The sequence below is a fragment of the Candidatus Pelagibacter sp. HIMB1506 genome, assembly GCF_052047935.1.
Taxonomy (GTDB): domain Bacteria; phylum Pseudomonadota; class Alphaproteobacteria; order Pelagibacterales; family Pelagibacteraceae; genus Pelagibacter.
The window spans coordinates 528,485-547,410 of sequence record NZ_JBNAIS010000001.1; the positions used below are offsets into that span (position 1 = coordinate 528,485).

Below are 18,926 nucleotides of genomic sequence, written 5' to 3' on the forward strand. Positions count from 1 at the left end.
GTTATATTATTACATAATGTTATAATATAACAACTTTTAAATAATTACTTATGATAAATCTAAAAAAATTACCAATAATCTTTTCATTAATATCCTTTTTAACAATATTTTCATCAGCAAATGCTGAAATTAAAGTAGTTGCTTCTATTAAACCAATACATTCATTAGCAAGTTATTTAATGGATGGTGTAGGTAAACTAGATCTAATAGTGGATGGTTATAGCTCACCTCATGGATTTGCAATGAAGCCCTCTCATGCAAAAATGCTTCAAAATGCTGATCTTGTGTTTTGGGTAGGAGAAGATTTAGAAAATTTTTTAGAAAAACCGTTAAGTTCTATCGCAAAAAAAGCTGAAAAAATTGAACTAATAGAAATCAAAGGATTACAAGTATTAAAATTTAGAGAAAGAAATATTTTTGACGAACATGATCATGACGACCATGGACATGATGACGATCACGGTAAAAAAGAAGATGATCACGACCACGATCACGACGATCATGGTAAAAAGGAAGACGATCATGACGACCACGGACATGATGATCATGATGGACATGCTCATGGTGAATTTGATCCACACATTTGGTTGGACCCAATTAATGCAAAAGCTATCTTAAATGAAATGGTAGAACATTTGATTGAAAATGATCCAAAAAATGAAGCTAAATACAAAAGTAATTTAGCTAAGGCTTTGCAAAAAATTGATAAACTTACAATTGATGTAATGACTGGTTTAAGTAACAGCGTATCTTCAATTGTATTTCATGATGCTTATCAATATTTCGAGGAAAGATTTAACGTTAAAATATTAGGTGCATTTACTGTTAATACTGATGTAATGCCTGGTGCAGAACAACTTGCTGAAATAAGAGAAATTATTGAGCATGATAAAGTAGCTTGTGTGTTCTCAGAGCCTCAGTTTAATCCTGATATTATCAATGCTGTAGCAAAAGATATGAAGATTAAAACTGGTGTTCTGGATCCTCTGGGTGCAACATTAGATCCGGGTAAAGATCTATATTTCAATTTAATTAGAAATATGTCTGCATCTTTCAAAGGTTGTTAATTAAAAATTAGGTTTAATCCGGGAATTTTTTTAAATTCTCGGATTAACATATAACATTCACTGATATTTTTATAATACAATAAGCATTGTAATTTTTTCTAAGAGGATTTATTTTCTTTATAATTTGATTTTATGAACAATTTAAATTTATTTAAAAAAAATGGCTTTCTTGTTAAAGAAAATTTAATTTCTCAAACAAAGATAAACAAAATAAATAAAATTGTTAATGAAGTAATTTCAAAAGAGAAAAAGAAAAAATATCGTAATGGTGTAAATGGAACTCAATCCTATAATAATTACCATTTTGTTTACAATTCAGACTCATCCAAAAATAAAGAAATTTTAAGACTAAATAATCCTCAGAACAGGCATAAAGTTTTCTATGAATTATCTAGAGATAAAAAGATTATATCCATAGCTAAAAAATTGTTAGGTGGAACAGTTAGATTTCATCTTGGTAAATTAAATTTTAAGCTTCCAAATAAGAAAAAAGGGAGTGAAATTGGATGGCACCAAGATTGGGCTTTTTACCCTCATACAAACGATGATTTAATCACAGTTGGTATATATTTAGATGATTGCTATGAGAAAAATGGGCCTCTTAAAATAATAAAAAATTCACACAAAAAGAAATTATACAGCCACCACAGTAAAGAAAATTATTTTGTTGGAAAAATAGATACTAAGAAAAATAAAATAGGAACTAAAGATAGTGTTTCTATAACTGGAACTGCTGGAACAGTTGTTTTTTTTCATTGTAGATCAGTTCATGGGTCTGGACATAATCTTATGAATAACTCAAGACCCTTAATTTTATTTGGTTATAGAGCTTGTGATGCTTGGCCATTAATCAATGATGGAAACCCTCATCCTGAAGTAAATTTAGAAAATTATGATAAAAATATTATTGTAGGAAATAAATCAATAAAACCAAGATTAACTAAAGTTCCGACAATAATCCCACTACCTAAAAAGAAACACTACGTCTCAATCTATGAACTCCAAAAAAATTAAATTACATTAAAGTTCTTTGTAATAAATCTTTAACATAACATTCATATAAATTTTGAATGTTGTTTTTAAAAAAATATCTTAAATGGATCAGTACATTTTTGGTATTAACTGGTATTTTACTTACAAATCTTAATATTTATCCACTGAATATATATTTTCATGGACTTGGTGTTGTTGGATGGACAATTTCAGGGTTTTTATTAAAAGATAAAGCTATTTTAACTAATTTTGGATTACAAATTCCACTATTTGTAATTGGTATTTACAAAATTATTTTTTAATGAAAAATGTTTTATTTGTATGCACTGGTAATTCTGCAAGAAGTATTATAGCTGAAAGTATTATTAATAACGAATATCCAAATAAATTTAAAGCTTTTAGTGCTGGAAGTAATCCATCAGGAAAAATCAATCAAGATGTTAAAAGTTTTTTAGAGAAAAACAAAAATTATGATTTAAGAAATTATAGCTCTAAAAACTTTGAAGAATTTATAAATAATGAAATAAAAATGGATCATGTATTTACTGTATGCAGTAACGCAAATAATGAGGTGTGCCCTATCTGGCCTCAAAAGGAACAAATAATACATTGGGATATTGAAGATCCTGTATCCAAACTTCAAAGTGCAAATAATGAAGAAAAGCAAATAATCATTAGAAACACATTTAATATTATTAGTAGTAAAATTAGAGATTGGATAAATGAAAAATAAAAGTAGATATTTTCTTTCAGAATTTATTGGAAGTTGTTTTCTAGTAATGATCATAGTTGGATCAGGTTTAATGGCAGAAAACTTGACTAATGATATAGCTGTAATGCTAATTGCCAATACTATAGCAACAGGTGCTGGTTTATTTGTGTTAATTACAGTATTTGCTGATGTATCAGGTGCTCATTTTAATCCATTTGTTAGTATTGCAATGGTAATTACGGGAAAATTAAAAAAAAGATTACTTCCCTTTTATATTTCTGCTCAAATCTTAGGCTGTATGTTGGGTGTAGCTTTAGCTAACTTCTTTTTTGAACATCAAATATTTGAGCTGTCAACAAAATCAAGAGATGGTGTTTATATATTTGTATCAGAAATAGTAGCTACTTTAGGTCTTATAATGATAATTTTTGGTTCAATGAAATCGGGTAAAATTGCTGTAGCTGCTTCAGTTGGTTTATATATTACAGCTGGTTACTGGTTTACTTCATCAACATCATTTGCAAATCCTGCAGTAGCAATAGCTAGAACTTTTACAGAATCTTTTACAGGTATAAATTATTTAAATACACCATTTTATATAATGGCAGAATTAATTGGAATGATAATAGCTGTTTATCTAGTAAAAAAAGTTTTTTTAAATAAGTGAATAACCAGAAGATCTTACAGTTCTAATTAATTCCTTTTTATTTTTTAAATTTACAGATTGTCTTAGTCTTCTGATATGGACATCAATAGTTCTGCTTTCAACATTTACATTATTTGGCCAAACATTTTCTAAAATTTGATCTCTTGAATAAACTCTCTTTGGATTAGTTAAAAAAAATTCCAACAATCTAAATTCTGTTGGTCCAAGCTTAATTTCTTGTTGGTCTCTAAATACTCTTTTTTCAATCCTATCTAAGATTAAATCTTCATACTCTAAACTATCAGATATTATATTTGGATTAGATCTTCTTAAGACAGCTTTAATTCTTGCCATCAATTCATTAAAACTGAACGGTTTTGTTAAATAATCATCTACACCGCTATCTAAACCTTTTATTTTGTCTTCTTCTTCCCCTTTAGCGGTTAGCATAATCACAGGTAAACTTTTAAAACTATTATCTTTTCTTATACTTTTACATATTTCTATCCCTGAAAGATCAGGCAACATCCAATCTAACAATAACAGATCAGGCTGAAATTTTTTTAATTCTTTTAAACCATCATTACCATTTAATGAGGATGATACTATAAAACCATTTTTTTCTAGATTATGTTGAACTAATTGAATTATTGAAGGTTCGTCCTCAATAATAAATATCCTACCATTCATTTTTATTGTTGAATAACTTTTCCTTTAGGTCTGCTACCTTTTAAGTATTCACCTTTAATCAAAAAACAAATTGTTTCAGCTATATTGGTTATGTGATCTCCAGCTCTTTCAAGGTTTTTTGTTGCAAAAATTAAATGGGTAGAGAAATCTAAATTCTTTTTATCTTTTGAGAGAAAATCAATAACACTTTCCATAGCTATATAGGTCAAATCATCAACTTGTTCATCTTTTTCCCATACCTCTTTAGCTTTATCATAATTTTTATTTACATAACTATCTAGAACATCATTTAATTGTTTAATTACTAAATCTCCTAATCTCTTTAAATTTCCTAATAATTCTTCAGGTAAATCTAATGGTAAAGGTTTTACTTTTTTTGCGTTACTTTTTGATAGATCACCTATTCTTTCTAAATCTTGAGATATTTTTAAAGAACTGATTGTTTCTCTTAAATCAATAGCCATAGGTGCTCTTTTGACTAGTAATGTCATAATCTGAGTATCTATTTTGGATCTGAATTTATTTATTTCTTCATCGCTTTTAATAATTTTATCAATAGAGTCTTTATCAACTTTGATTACAGCATCCATAGAGTCAACCATTTGAGACTCTGTTAAACTTCCCATTTTAATTACTGAATCAATTAAGTATCTTAATTCTTCTTCGTATGATTTTACTGTGTGCTCATTACTCATAATTTATCCAAATCTACCTGTAATATAGTCTTGTGTCATTTTATTGTCAGGATTTTTAAAAATTTTCTCTGTTTTACCTACCTCAATTAGCTTACCTAGATGGAAAAAGCCTGTTTTTTGTGAAACTCTAACTGCTTGGGCCATTGAGTGTGTTACAATCACAATTGTATATGTTTTTTTAAGTTCATCGATTAATTCTTCAATTTTTGCTGTTGCTATAGGATCTAATGCTGAACAAGGTTCGTCCATTAATATAACTTCAGGATTTACAGAGATTGCTCTTGCTATACAAAGTCGTTGTTGTTGACCCCCAGAAAGTCCTGTACCTGGTTCGTCAAGTCGATCCTTCACCTCTTCCCATAGAGCAGCTTTTCTCAAACTACTCTCAACTATTTCATCTAATTCACTTTTAGTTTCACCTTTTCCATGAATTTTTGGACCGTATGAAATGTTATCATAAATACTTTTTGGAAATGGATTTGGTTTTTGAAAGACCATTCCCACTCTCTCCCTTAAAGATACAACATCTAAATTTTTGTCATTAATTTCAATACCATCAATTTCAATATTTCCAGTAACTTTACAGATATCAATTACATCGTTCATTCTATTCAGACATCGAATAAAAGTAGATTTTCCACAACCAGATGGACCAATTAAAGCTGTAACCTCTTTTTCATTTAAATCTAAATTAACATCAAACAACGCTTGCTTCTCACCGTAGTACACATTTAAATTCGTTGATTTAATTTTTACTTCGTTCATTAGTTCCATCTTTTCTCGAATTTCTGTCTTAAATATACCGCTAAGAAATTCATTACAATTAAAAAACTTAATAACATCATGATAGTAGCAGATGTTTTCTCTACAAATCCCCTTTCAGCAGACTCAGACCACAAATAAACTTGGACAGGCAGAGAGGCTGAAGGATCTATTGGTGTTGAAGGAATATCAACTACAAATGCAACCATACCAATTAATATTAATGGAGCTGTTTCTCCTAAAGCTTGTGCTAATCCTATAATTGTTCCAGACAAAGTTCCAGGCAACGCTAAAGGAACAACATGATGAAATACAGATTGAAATTTGGAAGCACCAACTGCTAAAGCTCCTTCTCGTATTGATGGAGGTACTGCTTTCAATGAAGCTCTGCAAGGTATAATAATTCTAGGCAGTGTCATTAAAGCTAAAGTTATTCCAGCAACTAATGGTGTGGATCTTGGCAATTGGATTGTGGCTAATAATATTTGTAAAGCTAATAAACCATAAACTATTGAAGGAACAGCAGCTAAATTATTGATATTAATTTCTATAAAATCAGTAATCTTATTTTTTGGAGCAAATTCCTCTAAATAAATTGAAGCTAACACTGCAACAGGAAAAGCTAATAATAAACAGATAATTATACTGTAAAAAGATCCAACTAAAGCACCACCAATACCAGCAAGTTCAGGATCACGAGAATCTCCATTTTTAAAAAAATAATTATTAAAATTCTTAATAATTTTTTTGTTTTCAACCAACGTATCATAAATAACTAATTGAAAATCAGATATTCTTCTTCTGTCTTCTGGTAAATCTCTTGGATAATTTCCTTTATGTAACTGATCAATATCATCTGATGCTGTAATCTCTATATTGAATGTTTTTCCAATTAAATTATTATTTTCTAAAAAAGCTCTTTTAATTTCAATCTCAGCATCTGTTGTGAATAAGTCAATCAATTGATTTTCTTGATCTAAATCCTTAGCAGGGTAAACTTTTAACAAACTCTCAATAGTAACATCATAAAAATCAGCATCTAAAATCTCATTCTCTGTAGCTCCATTTTGAATTTCTAAAAGTTCTTGATCAAAAAAAACTTCAACATTTATTGCTGTTTTCATGAATGCAGAACTTCCTTTTGAAAAAATATTGTGAACCAAAATAATAACAAATAACAATGCTACAAAAATTGATGCTAGACCATAAAATCTAAATCTTTTTTCAGCATTATGTCTTTTTTTTAATCTTTGTTCTTTAGTCATATTTCTCTCGATATTTTTTAACAGCTCTTTGTGCTATATAATTAAGAACAAGAGTTGCTATGAATAAAGTTAATCCTAATGCAAAAGCAGATTGAGTTTTTGGACTATCAAACTCTTGGTCACCAACTAAAATCATTACAATCTGAGTGGTTATAGTTGTTGTGGATTCTAATGGGTTAATAGTTAAATTTGCTGCAAGACCAGCTGCCATAACAACAATCATTGTTTCACCAATTGCTCTTGATACTGCAAGTAAAACTGAGCCAATTATACCTGGCAATGCAGCGGGTATAACAACTTTTTTTATCGTTTCTGACTTTGTTGCACCTATTGCATAAGAACCATCTCTTAAAGATTGTGGCACCGAATTAATAACATCATCAGACAATGATGACACGTAAGGAATAATCATAATACCCATTATTAATCCCGCTGCGAGAGCACTTTCAGATGATACGGCTAATCCTAAATTTTCACCAATTTGTCTAAAAAAAGGACCAACTGTTAGGGCTGCAAAAAATCCATAAACAACTGTTGGAATACCAGCTAAGATTTCAATTATTGGTTTTGATATTCTCCTTATTTTTAGTGAAGCGTATTCTGCCATATAAATTCCAGAAAATAACCCAATTGGAACTGCAACTAACATGGCAATTAAAGCAATAAATGAGGTTCCTGCAATCAATGGAATAAATCCAAATGCATCTTTAAGCTCTTCGTATTCGGCTGCTGTGATTGCAGAAGCATCACTAACAAAAGCTCTCTGAGGACTCCAATTAGTCCCAAATAAATAATCAAAAATATTTATCACTGAGAAAAACTTTATGCTTTCAAATAAAAGTGAAAAAATTATTCCTAAAGTGGTTAAAATTGCAATTAGAGATGAAGAAAATAATAATCCTTTTAAAATTTTTTCAACATCATCTCTTGCTTTGTTGTTATTTTTGATTTTTTTTAACGAATAAATTACTGAAGCAATGACAATAGTAAAAATTAATACTATTTTTGAATTGGTAAAAATATTAATAAATTTTGCATATGAAATTGCACTTTCTTTTAAAATAATATCTATATCTCCAAAAAAAGTACCAGCATAAATAGCTTTAATTTTTTCATAAACTAAATTTGCTTCATTCTTATCATTAAAAATAGCTCCCTTATTTGCAGCAGTTTCAATAATTATTGATTTAATAATTACTGGTTCGAACAATGTCCAGATAACGAGGAACACTAAAGAAGGTATCGAACACCATAATACCAGGTAGTATCCATAAAATTTTGGAAGTGCGTTTAATTTAATATTTTTGTTTATTGAGATACTTTTAGTTTTTGATTTACCGTAAAAAAATAAAGATAATGAAAATATTGATATTAAGAATATTAAGACGAAGTTCATTCCAAATGATGTCTATCTTCTAAATGTTACAGTTTTGTTACAAATTAAATTCTAGATTGAATAAAAAAAAGGCCAGATAAACTGGCCTTTTTTTGAAAATAAGATTTTAATTAATTAATACTTATTGTGTTTAAATCTAATGCTGCAGTTCGAGTAACTTTGTACTTGTCAGATGCTAAAGGAACTAATCCAATTTTTCCCAAGTATCCTCTGTTACCCATAGCTTTTTTAGAAGTAAATTCTTTTAAGTATTCCTCAATACCAGGGACAACACCAATATGTGCTTTTTTAACGTAAAAGAATAATGGTCTTGCAATTGGGTATGAGTAATCTTGAATACCTTCTAGAGATGGTTGTACACCTTCAATAGAAGCTGCTTTTACCTTATCTTTATTTGCCACAAGGTAACTGTAACCAAAGAAACCATAAGCATCAGGGTTTGATGTTAATTTTTGAACAATAAGAGTGTCATTTTCACCAGCTTCAACTGCATAACCGTCTTCTCTCATTTTTGCACATTCTTTTTTTGCTTTATCACCGAATAAAGATTTTGCTGTTTTAGAGCAACCTTTACCCATAACTAATGAATTCCATGCATCTCTCGTTCCTGACGTTGGGGGTGCAATTAAAATTTCAATTTTTTTGTTTGGAAGACTTGCATCAATATCACTCCATTTTTTATATGGGTTTTCAACAAGTTTACCATCAACATCAACTTTAGCTGCTAAAGCTCTCCATAATTGCTCTTTTGTAAAGTTAGAGTCTGGAGCACTAACTGCATGTGCAAAAGAAATACCATCATTACCTACTACAATTTCAATAATTTCAGATACACCATTTTTTTCACATAATGCTTTTTCTTTTGGTTTAATAGCTCTTGATGCATTAGTTACATCTGGGTGATTAACACCTACACCAGCACAGAACAATTTCATTCCACCACCAGTACCTGTACTCTCAATAACTGGAGTTTTAAACTTCCCAGTTTTACCGAATTTTTCTGCTACAACTGTTGCATAAGGATATACGGTTGATGATCCTACAATTTTGATTTGATCTCTTGAGTAACTAGTTGTTGTAAAACTTAATACTAAAAGAAATCCAAATAATACACTTATTACTTTTTTCATAATTCTCCTTTTTAGATTCATATGCGAACTAAATAGATTTGATTCTTAAATATTTTATTAAAGGAAGGTTAAACTTTTGTTACAACCACTAACTTTTTAGTTGTATTATAGTGAGTTGAATTTGATATCTATTGTTGTTCCTTGATTTTCTACACTATTAATATCCATCTCAGCTCTATGTTGTGAAACTAAATGTTTAACAATAGCTAAACCAAGCCCAGTTCCTCCAACACTACGACTTTTGCTAGGATCAACTGTAAAAAATCTCTCTGTGATTCTATGCAAAGATTCTTTTGGTATACCTATTCCCTGATCTGCTATTGAAACAATATTAAGTTCACCATCTTTTTTTGCTGAAATTGTAATTTCTTTATTTTTGTCACTATATTTAATTGAGTTATCAATAAGGTTTGTAAAAATTTCAATTAATTTATCTCTGTCACCAATTATTTTAAAATTTTCAATTTTATTAAATTTAATTTTAATATTATTTTTACTAATTATTTTTTCGTATGTTTTAATTACATAATCTAACAATTCTATTAAATCTATCTCATGAGTTGGCCTTATGTGCTCTTGCAGTTCTATTTTTGATAATGACAATAAATCTCTAATCAAATTTTCCATTCTTTCTGATTGAGATATCATTAATGGTAGCAAATTGTTTATTTCTGAATTTTTTTTTAATTCTGAATTGTCATCAAAGGTCTCAAGGCCCATTTTAATTGACTGTAATGGTGTTCTAAGCTCATGAGAAACATTAGCAACAAAATCAGATTTCAATTGTTGAAATTTGTGAAACTCAGTTAAATCTCTCATAAGCAGCACGCATGATTGTTCATCAAAAAAAATGTTATTGTGATCTAAATAAGCAGTTATATTTAATCTTTGAGTTGCTTGATTTCTGATTTCAATTTCTAAATCTGTAACATTTGTACCCTGAAAAGCTTTATCAATAGAGTTTAAAAGATCTGGATTACGTAAAAACCCACTTATATTTTCGTTTAATTTTATTTTAAAAAGTTTATTTGAGGAATTATTGCTAAAAATTATTTTTTTACTTTTATCTAAAATTAATACGGCCTCAGGAATATAATTTAGCAAATCATATAAATTCTTTCTATAATCTTTGCTTTCAATAATTTTTACTTTTTTTTTATCAGAATTATCTTCAGTGTTAATTCCAAATACTCTTTCTTTTTTTAATAATAAAAATGTTAATATAACAATAATTAAAACTAAAATTATTAATAAAAGATCCATAAAATTATAGTATTACGTAAATACTATTAGTAAATAATCAAAATTTGATTTTTTATAAAAAATCATTAAAACATTTTCCTGTCATGAAAAACAATCGAAATAAACACGGATTTACTAAAAGAGAGTGGAACAACATGAGTCCAATTAGAAAATTGGAGAGAAAACTTGATAGAGTAAATCATATTATGGAACTAATAAGAACTATTGTTCCAATAATGCTATTGCTTTTGAATACAATAATTATTCTTAAATTATTCAACTATATTTAAAATAATTTAATCCCAATCACCCCAATAACTATAAGCACAATAGAGATTATTTTTTTAAGATTGATAGTTTCTTTTAAGAAGAAATAGCCAATAAATATTGAGAAAAAAATACTTGTTTCTCTTAGAGCTGCAACTAGAGGAATTGGAGCTTTTGTAAAACCCCAAACAACAATCACATAGATAATAAAAGATATAGATCCCCCTACCCAAAATATCATTTTTGCATCTTTAAAAACCTTAGAAAAAATATTCTCATGTTTGTTAAGTTTTAAAACGATAGGAAAAACTATAGCACTAAATAAAAAGGAAAAGCTAATATAGGATATTGCTGAAGTGCTTACTCTTGCTCCATATCCATCAATCAACGAATAAAGACCTATGAATGATCCAGTAAGTAATGAGTATTTAATTATCTCGATTTGATTATGGTTTTTTGAACCAAATAACCCGAGAAATATTATTCCTGAACAGATCAATAATATTGAAACTAGAGTTGCTATTTTAAATACAACTCCAAGAAATATTATGGAGATTAATGTAGCCAATAAAGGACCAAAACCTCGAAATATTGGATAGACATTAGTGTAGTCCCCTACCTTGTAAGAATTAAGCATGTACCATTGATAACCTTGATGAGCTAATACACTGGCTATTATATATGGAAGTGACTCTTTTCCAGGCAAAGGAAAATAAAAAATACAAATTAAAGCTAAAGGTATGTGACCTAAAACAATAGCTAGAACCGCTATAGCCTTATCTGGATGATGCTTAACCATTGCATTCCAAATGGCATGCATAATAGTTGCCAATAAAATTAAAAAAAAAACTGTGGTGTCCATTAAATGTTTATTTTACTCTACCGTAAACATCTTGAAATCTTACAATGTCAGTTTCTTTTAGTATTGAGCCAACTTGAGCTTCAACAATCTTAACTGGTTTTTTTCCAGGATTTTGAACTCTATGAATGGCCTCTAATGGAATAAATATGTGTTCTCCAGGTTTTTTAGTAATTACATCTTTATCAAGTGTTATTTTTGCATTTCCTTGAGTAACCAACCAATGTTCAGCACGGTGATGATGTTTTTGCAAACTTAGTATTCCTTTTGGTTTTACATAAAGTTCTTTAATTAAAAATTCTTTGCCTTCGAATAGGTTCGTGTATCTACCCCATGGTCTGTAATAAACATTTTTCTTTTTTATGTATTTGTTTTTATTTTTGTCATACATTTTTAAAATTTCTTTCCAACTACCAAGATCTGACCAAGGTATATCTAATTTAATTGCATTAATTTGCTTTGTTTTTTCAAGTATTGCGTAATCAAAAGATTTTGCAGTTGCTTTTATAAATGAAGCTTTATTTAAATGATAAGTGTTTGATTTATATTTTGTCTTATTAACTGCTGCTACACAATTTCTATATATAGTTGGGTTATATTTTTTAAAGTTATTGATGATTGAATCTTTTCGAAGATAAAACATTCCTGAGTTCCAATATCCATTTTTTTTTATAATTTCCTTTGCTTTTGCTTCTTTAGGTTTTTCAATAAATCTAGTTACTTTATTTATGTTTCCTTTAATTTTTTTGGTTAAGAAATAACCATAATCACTTGTTGGTGATTTTGGTTTGATACCAAATACAAAAATATTATTTTCATTAAGATTAGATTTATTTTTATTGATAGCTTTGTTAAAAATATTCATCTTTTCAATCAAATGATCTGCTGTAAAAAACATTAGTGGTTGATTATCAGGAATATCTTTTATTAAAGCTGTGCTTAAGATAGCTGGAGCCGTATTTCTTTTAGCTGGCTCAACAACAATTTTGTATTTATTGATTTTATTTTTTCTTAAATGTTGTTTAACTTTATTTAGATATTTTTTGTTTGTGCTTATAATAGGTGCATCATAAATGGATGCTTTTGTTCTCTCTAAGGTTTTTCCAAGTAAAGTCCAATTTCCAAAATCAATAAACTGTTTTGCTTGATGATTTTTAGAGTTAGGCCAAAGACGGGTACCAGCACCACCACATAAAATTACTGGTCTTATTTTCATTAAATCTCTGAGTAGTCTTTCACTTCCTTTTTCTTACCTGGATGAGTTGGAGCGCCTAAGTATGCTGGTCCAACAGTTTGCGCATATTTCCATAAAGTTCCCGATCCAAAGTCAGATTTTTTAGCTTTCCATTTTCTTCTTCTTGATGCTAATTCTTTTTTAGAAAGTCTTACATTGATAGTTCCTTTTTTAGCATCAATATCAATGATATCTCCGTTCTTTAATAGACCTATAGGACCCCCTAGAGCAGCCTCAGGGCCTATGTGTCCTACTGAGAAGCCTCTAGTACCACCTGAGAACCTCCCATCAGTTATAAGGGCTACTTTCTCACCTTTTCCCTGACCATAAATTGCACCAGTTGTTGATAGCATTTCCCTCATACCTGGACCTCCGACTGGTCCTTCATACCTAATAACAATTACATCACCATCAGTATATTTTTTACTTTGAACTGCTTTCATCGCACTTTCTTCATTATCAAAGCATCTTGCTTTTCCTGTGAAGCTCAAATTTTTTAACCCAGCAACTTTAACAATAGCTCCTTCTGGAGCTAAGTTTCCCTTTAAACCAACTACACCACCAGTTGGAGATAGTGGATCTTTATAAGATCTCATTACTTTTTGTTTAGGATTAAATTTAACATTTTTTAAATTTTCTTTCATAGTTTTGCCTGTAACAGTCATACAGTCTCCATGAATATATCCACCTTCATATAAAGTTTTTAATAACATCGGTACACCACCTGCCAACCACATGTCTTTAGCAACATATTTTCCACCGGGTTTTAAATCTGCTAGATAAGGAGTTCTTTTAAATATTTTTGCAACATCCATTAAATCAAATTTAATTCCTGCTTCATTAGCAATAGCTGGTAAATGAAGACCTGCATTAGTTGATCCACCAGTTGCAGCAACAATTGTTGCAGCATTTTCTAAAGCTTTTCTTGTAACAATATCTCTTGGCTTAATTTTTTTCTGTAAAAGGTTCATAACCATTTTACCACTTTCTTTTGCGTACTTATCTCTTTCCTCGTAAGGTGCAGGCGTTCCTGCTGAATAAGGTAATGCTAAACCAATTGCTTCTGATACACACGCCATTGTATTCGCAGTAAATTGACCACCACAAGCTCCAGCACTTGGACAAGCAACTAATTCTAATTTTCTAAGTTCAGCTGCTGACATTTGACCTGACGAATGTTTTCCAACTGCTTCAAATACATCTACTACAGTTACATCTTTTCCTTTGTAAGTACCTGGAAGAATGGACCCTCCATAAATAAACACACTTGGTACATTTAGTCTAACCATTGACATCATTAAACCTGGTAAAGATTTATCACAGCCAGCAATACCAACTAATGCATCATAACAATGGCCTCTAACAGTAAGTTCGGCAGAGTCTGCGATAACCTCTCTTGAAATTAATGAAGATTTCATTCCTTCATGACCCATTGCAATTCCATCTGTAACGGTAATTGTACAAAATTCTCTTGGTGTTCCACCATTAGCTCTAACACCTTTTTTTACAGATTGTGCTTGTCTCATTAAAGCAATGTTACAAGGTGCTGCTTCATTCCAAGTTGAAACAACTCCAACAAAGGGTTTTGCTACATCTTTTTCAGTTTCACCCATTGCATAGTAAAATGATCTATGTGGTGCTCTATCTGGTCCTAATGATGTATGTCTACTTGGAAGTTTCTTTTTATTAAATTTTGCCATTATATACCCTTTATTGTTACTGATATTTTCTCAATATCATTCTTTAAATTATTATAATTAGTTTTTTCTTGTTCAACAATCTCTTTTGGTGCACGATCTACAAAACTTTTATTCTCTAATCTTTGAGATATTTTATTCATTTCTTGTTCTAATCTACTTTGTTTAGTTGTTAAGTTTTCTTTGATTAGTTTTAAATCTACATCTTTATCAAAATAAATTTTGAATAAATCACCTGAAACAACCATTGTTGCAGCAGGTTTTTCTAAATCATCATCAAGTATACTGTTTATTCTTCCAAGTTTTTTTAAGATAACTTCATTGTTATTAATAAATTCTTTTTGATTGTCATTAATACCTTTGACAGAAACATCAATAAATGATCCTGGGCTAACATTTAGCTCATTTTTAAAGGATCTAAGCTCTGAAATAATATTTATTATATTTTCTACCTGCTCAGTACTATTATCTTTATTAACTTCTCCAGTTACCCAATTTTTATGCATTAAAAAATCACTACCATTCTTATCAAATTGGTCTTTGAGCCATATTTCCTCTGTTACAAATGGAATAAATGGATGAAGTAAGATTAATATTTGTTTAAATACATAAGATGATACTTTTTTAACCTCAGCTTTTGCATCATTATTATCTGAAAATAAGATAGTTTTAGATAACTCTAGATACCAATCACAATATGAGTGCCAAGCAAACTGATAAGCGTTTTTTGCAGCTTCATCAAATCTATAATCTTCAAGATTTTTTTGAATTTTATTCTTTGCTTCTATTAGCTCTGAATATATCCACTTATTAATATTTACGTTTAAACTAGGTAGATCGTCAATATCTTTAAAATCACATTCATTTGTTATTAAAAAATTGTTAGCATTCCACAATTTATTTAAAAAATTTCTATAACCTTTAACTCTATCTTCTGATAATTTTACATCTGTTCCTGGTGAAGCCATTGATAATAAAGTAAATCTCAATGCATCAGCACTATATTTTTCAATTAAATCTAAAGGATCAATTACGTTTCCTTTTGATTTAGACATTTTCTGTCCTTTTTCATCTCTTACAAGTGCGTGAACATAAATATCTTTAAAGGGTTCTTTATCTAAAAACACTGTTCCAAACATAATCATCCTAGCAACCCAGAAAAAGATAATATCAAAACCAGTTACCAATACTGAAGTTGGATAAAATTTCTTTAAATATTCATCATCTTCAGGCCATCCAAGTGTAGCAAAAGGCCATAAACCAGATGAAAACCAAGTATCTAAAACATCAGGATCTCTATTTAGCTCTACTTCTTTTTTGTAAAATTCTTTTGCTTGAGACTTTGCTTCTTCTTCATTTATAGCTACAAAGATTTTATTGTCGGGTCCGTACCATGCTGGTATTTGGTGTCCCCACCACAACTGCCTTGAAATACACCAAGGCTCAATATTGTTCATCCATTGGAAATATGTCTTTGACCAATTTTCAGGAAAAAAATTTGTTTTTTTTGAATTTACAACTTCTTTTGCTTTAACAGATAATTTACCAGCATCAGCAAACCATTGTTCTGTAAGAAAAGGTTCAATTATAGAATTAGATCTATCACCATATGGAACTTTATTTTTAATATTTTCTTCTTTTACAAAAAATTCTTTTTCTTTAAGTTCTTTTAAAATTCTTTTTCTAGCTTCAAATCTATCAAGACCTACGTAATGCTTAGGAGCATTTTCATTTATCTTACCTTCTTCAGTAAAAATATTTATAATTTCAAGATTATTTCTTTGACCTAAATCATAATCATTAAAGTCATGTGCGGGGGTTATTTTTAATGCACCTGTACCCTGTTCAGGATCAGCATAATCATCTTCTATAATTTTTATTTTTCTACCAACAATTGGAATAGTTACTGTTTTACCAACGAATGATTTAAACCTTTCATCTTTTGGATTAACAGCTATAGCAGTATCACCTAACATTGTTTCGGGTCTTGTAGTTGCTATAGTTATAAATTCACTGGTTCCATCTATAGGATATTTAATGTAGTAAATTTTTGAATTTACTTCTCTTTGATCTACCTCTAAATCTGAAATAGCTGTTTTAAGAACTGTGTCCCAGTTTACTAATTTCTTATCTTTGTAAATTAAACCTTTATTGTAAAGTTCTACAAAAACTTTGATAACTGATTTGGATAAATTATCATCCATTGTGAATGCATTTCTTGACCAGTCACAAGAACAACCAAGTTTTTTTAATTGATTGATTATTATGTCGCCATATTGCTCTTTCCACTCCCAAACCTTTTCAATAAATTTATTTCTACCAATCTCATTCTTATCTATTTTTTCTGAAGTGAGTTTTTTCTCTACTAAAGCTTGTGTTGCAATACCAGCATGGTCAGTTCCTGGTTGCCATAAAGTTTCATAATTATTCATCCGGTGATAACGAACTAATAAATCCTGAATAGAATTATTTAATGCATGCCCCATATGAAGACTACCAGTTACATTTGGTGGAGGAATTACTATTGAAAATTTTTTAGAATTTTCTTTTGGTTTAAATAATTCGTTTTTTTCCCAATATGAATAAATCTTATTTTCAACTTCAGAATGGATATATTTATCGTTACTCATTGATTTTAAAGTTTATAATTTAATAATCTTATTTAACAATAATCAATTTGGATCGTTATTTAATAGACTAATATAAAAAATTAAATATAAAAAGGCCTGAAGCTATTCGTCTAAAACAAGTGGCAACGTGGCGGAATGGTTACGCAGAGGATTGCAAATCCTTGTATCCCGGTTCGATTCCGGGCGTTGCCTCCAAAAAAAATCTTGTTTTAGTTTTAAAAAAAAGTAAGTTGTGATTTTTATATTCCTCGGTAGCTCAGTTGGTAGAGCAGTTGACTGTTAATCAATTGGTCGCAGGTTCGAGTCCTGCCCGAGGAGCCAAAAAAAATTAATCTAAAAAAATTTAAGAATACGCAACTAACCAAAAGGGTCCCATTTTGGTTATGATTAAACTGCTTTAGAAATAATTGATCCGGAAATTTGTAATGTTTTATTAAATTTTAATTTTTGATCAGCATTAAGTTCTGAATAAACTTTTGCTAAAAAATTATAATTAACATTCATATGTCCTTCTTGAGATTTTTCTAAATTAACTAAATATTCTGAAAAATCTTCAAAGAAATAATTGATCGGAACTTTTAAATAATTTGAAAGTTGAAGTAATCTAATTGAACTTACTCCATTAGTTCCTTTTTCATATTTTTGAATTTGTTGAAATGTTACGTTTATTGCTTTTGCTACTTTTGTTTGGGTTAAACCTAAAGCCAATCTTCTTAACTTAAGTTTGTTCCCTAAGTGTTTGTTGAAATTATCTTCCATTAAGACCCCTCTTAATTAAATTTTAAAAGTCTATTGAACAAATTTATTTCAACTACTGCAATAGAAAAATTTATTTATTTTAATAGAAAAACCTTAAAAAGTAAAAACCTGTCAAGCAATTGTTAAGATTAGAATGTATATAAATTTTACAAAATTTGGCTTAAAAAAAGCTTAGTACGATCACTCTTTGGATTAGCAAAAAACTCTTTAGTATCAGCTTTTTCTACTATCATACCTTCATCCATAAAGATCATTTTATCTGCAACTTCTTTAGCAAATCCCATTTCATGTGTAACAACGATCATCGTCATACCTTGATTAGCTAAATCAACCATTACATCAAGAACTTCCTTAATCATTTCAGGGTCAAGGGCTGATGTTGGTTCATCAAACAACATAATCTTTGGTTCCATACATAAAGCTCTCGCAATTGCGACCCGTTGTTGCTGTCCACCAGATAACTGACCTGGAAATTTTTGAGCTTGATCAAGAATTTGTACTCTTTCTAAATGTTTTAATGCTAATTCTTCAGCTTCTTTTTTTGGCATTTTTTTTACCCAAATAGGAGCAAGTGTACAGTTATCTACAATAGATAAATGTGGGAACAAATTGAACTGTTGGAATACCATGCCAACCTCAGCTCTAATTTGTTCAATGTTTTTTGTATCCTCTGTTAAAGTATTGCCATCAACAATTATATCTCCTTGTTGATGTTCTTCTAATCTATTTATACATCTAATTAATGTGGATTTACCAGAACCTGACGGTCCGCAAACTACTATTTTTTCTTTTGGTTTAACCTCTAAATTTATATCTTTTAGTACCTGGAAATCCCCAAACCATTTATTTACATTTTTAATTTGAATAATACTGTCAGACATA

At 29.5% G+C, this 18,926-nt stretch carries 18 protein-coding genes and 2 tRNA genes; 7 read left to right on the forward strand and 13 right to left on the reverse strand.

Annotated elements, in window-relative coordinates; translation table 11 throughout:
- Positions 1-50 precede the first annotated feature (50 nt).
- The 5 genes from znuA to ACTTA8_RS02905 all read left to right on the forward strand — a co-directional run bounded on the left by znuA (position 51) and on the right by ACTTA8_RS02905 (position 3,439).
- Positions 51-1,067, forward strand: coding sequence for a zinc ABC transporter substrate-binding protein ZnuA (znuA, locus tag ACTTA8_RS02885; RefSeq protein WP_440654197.1), 1,017 nt, complete (start codon positions 51-53; stop codon positions 1,065-1,067).
- Positions 1,068-1,199: 132 nt separating this feature from the next.
- The gene (locus tag ACTTA8_RS02890; RefSeq protein ID WP_440654198.1) at positions 1,200-2,081 is read left to right on the forward strand and encodes a phytanoyl-CoA dioxygenase family protein; all 882 of its coding nucleotides are present in this window, start codon (positions 1,200-1,202) and stop codon (positions 2,079-2,081) included.
- A 59-nt stretch (positions 2,082-2,140) separates the two neighbouring features.
- Entirely contained in the window at positions 2,141-2,362 is a 222-nt protein-coding gene (locus tag ACTTA8_RS02895; protein WP_440655460.1) for a DUF6552 family protein, read from the forward strand.
- Positions 2,362-2,793 (forward strand): arsenate reductase ArsC, encoded by a 432-nt coding sequence (locus ACTTA8_RS02900; protein ID WP_440654200.1) that lies wholly within the window; start codon positions 2,362-2,364, stop codon positions 2,791-2,793. Before ACTTA8_RS02895 ends, ACTTA8_RS02900 begins: the two co-directional genes overlap by 1 nt.
- Entirely contained in the window at positions 2,783-3,439 is a 657-nt protein-coding gene (locus ACTTA8_RS02905; protein WP_440654202.1) for an MIP/aquaporin family protein, read from the forward strand. The genes ACTTA8_RS02900 and ACTTA8_RS02905 overlap by 11 nt, the downstream gene beginning before the upstream one ends.
- On the opposite strand, the gene phoB is transcribed toward ACTTA8_RS02905, so the two are convergent.
- The 11 genes from phoB to ACTTA8_RS02960 all read right to left on the reverse strand — a co-directional run bounded on the left by phoB (position 3,428) and on the right by ACTTA8_RS02960 (position 17,285).
- Positions 3,428-4,108: a phosphate regulon transcriptional regulator PhoB gene (gene phoB / locus ACTTA8_RS02910; RefSeq protein WP_440654204.1), complete on the reverse strand. Its 681-nt coding sequence runs from the start codon at positions 4,106-4,108 to the stop codon at positions 3,428-3,430. The two genes, ACTTA8_RS02905 and phoB, sit on opposite strands and share 12 nt — an antisense overlap.
- A 2-nt stretch (positions 4,109-4,110) precedes the next feature.
- Positions 4,111-4,803, reverse strand: coding sequence for a phosphate signaling complex protein PhoU (phoU, locus tag ACTTA8_RS02915; protein ID WP_262589241.1), 693 nt, complete (start codon positions 4,801-4,803; stop codon positions 4,111-4,113).
- 3 nt (positions 4,804-4,806) lie between these two features.
- On the reverse strand, positions 4,807-5,568 hold the full coding sequence (gene pstB / locus ACTTA8_RS02920) for a phosphate ABC transporter ATP-binding protein PstB (RefSeq protein WP_440614405.1): 762 nt from the start codon (positions 5,566-5,568) through the stop codon (positions 4,807-4,809).
- A complete protein-coding gene (gene pstA, locus ACTTA8_RS02925; protein WP_440654206.1) occupies positions 5,568-6,830 on the reverse strand; it encodes a phosphate ABC transporter permease PstA in 1,263 nt (420 codons plus the stop codon). Before pstA ends, pstB begins: the two co-directional genes overlap by 1 nt.
- Complete coding sequence (gene pstC, locus ACTTA8_RS02930; protein WP_440654207.1) at positions 6,823-8,226, reverse strand: phosphate ABC transporter permease subunit PstC; 1,404 nt, start codon at positions 8,224-8,226, stop codon at positions 6,823-6,825. Before pstC ends, pstA begins: the two co-directional genes overlap by 8 nt.
- A gap of 110 nt (positions 8,227-8,336) precedes the next feature.
- Positions 8,337-9,356 (reverse strand): substrate-binding domain-containing protein, encoded by a 1,020-nt coding sequence (locus ACTTA8_RS02935; protein WP_440654209.1) that lies wholly within the window; start codon positions 9,354-9,356, stop codon positions 8,337-8,339.
- Between the two features lie 105 nt (positions 9,357-9,461).
- Positions 9,462-10,619, reverse strand: coding sequence for an ATP-binding protein (locus ACTTA8_RS02940; RefSeq protein ID WP_440654210.1), 1,158 nt, complete (start codon positions 10,617-10,619; stop codon positions 9,462-9,464).
- A 265-nt stretch (positions 10,620-10,884) separates the two neighbouring features.
- A complete protein-coding gene (locus tag ACTTA8_RS02945) occupies positions 10,885-11,727 on the reverse strand; it encodes an EamA family transporter (protein WP_440654211.1) in 843 nt (280 codons plus the stop codon).
- Positions 11,728-11,734: 7 nt separating this feature from the next.
- Positions 11,735-12,940, reverse strand: coding sequence for a sugar phosphate nucleotidyltransferase (locus tag ACTTA8_RS02950; RefSeq protein WP_440654213.1), 1,206 nt, complete (start codon positions 12,938-12,940; stop codon positions 11,735-11,737).
- Positions 12,940-14,658, reverse strand: a complete 1,719-nt coding sequence (gene ilvD, locus ACTTA8_RS02955) for a dihydroxy-acid dehydratase (protein WP_440654215.1) — start codon at positions 14,656-14,658, stop codon at positions 12,940-12,942. Before ilvD ends, ACTTA8_RS02950 begins: the two co-directional genes overlap by 1 nt.
- Complete coding sequence (locus ACTTA8_RS02960) at positions 14,658-17,285, reverse strand: valine--tRNA ligase (RefSeq protein ID WP_440654217.1); 2,628 nt, start codon at positions 17,283-17,285, stop codon at positions 14,658-14,660. The genes ilvD and ACTTA8_RS02960 overlap by 1 nt, the downstream gene beginning before the upstream one ends.
- Before the next feature lie 121 nt (positions 17,286-17,406).
- Here ACTTA8_RS02960 and ACTTA8_RS02965 point away from each other — a divergent pair.
- Both ACTTA8_RS02965 and ACTTA8_RS02970 read left to right on the forward strand, forming a co-directional pair.
- A tRNA-Cys gene (locus ACTTA8_RS02965) sits at positions 17,407-17,480 on the forward strand.
- A 50-nt stretch (positions 17,481-17,530) separates the two neighbouring features.
- Positions 17,531-17,606, forward strand: a tRNA-Asn gene (locus ACTTA8_RS02970).
- Positions 17,607-17,672: 66 nt separating this feature from the next.
- On the opposite strand, the gene ACTTA8_RS02975 is transcribed toward ACTTA8_RS02970, so the two are convergent.
- On the reverse strand, positions 17,673-18,044 hold the full coding sequence (locus tag ACTTA8_RS02975) for a helix-turn-helix domain-containing protein (RefSeq protein ID WP_440654218.1): 372 nt from the start codon (positions 18,042-18,044) through the stop codon (positions 17,673-17,675).
- 146 nt (positions 18,045-18,190) lie between these two features.
- Positions 18,191-18,925 (reverse strand): amino acid ABC transporter ATP-binding protein, encoded by a 735-nt coding sequence (locus ACTTA8_RS02980; protein ID WP_316963573.1) that lies wholly within the window; start codon positions 18,923-18,925, stop codon positions 18,191-18,193.
- Position 18,926 lies beyond the last annotated feature (1 nt).